General features: G+C 53.6%; 1 pseudogene. It reads left to right on the forward strand.

Features of this window, described 5'->3' with window-relative positions:
- Window positions 1-322: pseudogene (locus tag HY26_RS03560) on the forward strand (DDE-type integrase/transposase/recombinase); the annotation flags it as partial.
- Window positions 323-349: the final 27 nt, after the last annotated feature.

Consider the following 349-nt stretch of genomic DNA (forward strand, 5'->3'; position numbering starts at 1 on the left):
CTTCGTCCAGGACCGTACGCATGATGGCAAGATTTTCCGCATGCTCTGCGTCATAGATGAATTTACGAGAGAGTGTCTGGCGATCCGCGTCGAACGAAGACTGAACTCTCGGGATGTCCTCGACACGCTTGGTGAGCTGTTCCTTGAACATGGGCCACCGGAGCACATCCGATCAGATAATGGGCCGGAGTTTATTGCTACCGCTTTGCGTGAATGGCTGGAGGCACTGGATGTCAGGACGCTCTACATCGAGCCAGGATCACCATGGGAGAACGGATACTGTGAGAGCTTCAACTCGAAACTTCGAGACGAACTCCTTGACCCAGCCCCGTAAATTCCGGCCATGAAT

It is taken from the genome of Hyphomonas sp. GM-8P (genome assembly GCF_003263315.1).
Classification (GTDB): Bacteria; Pseudomonadota; Alphaproteobacteria; order Caulobacterales; family Hyphomonadaceae; genus Hyphomonas.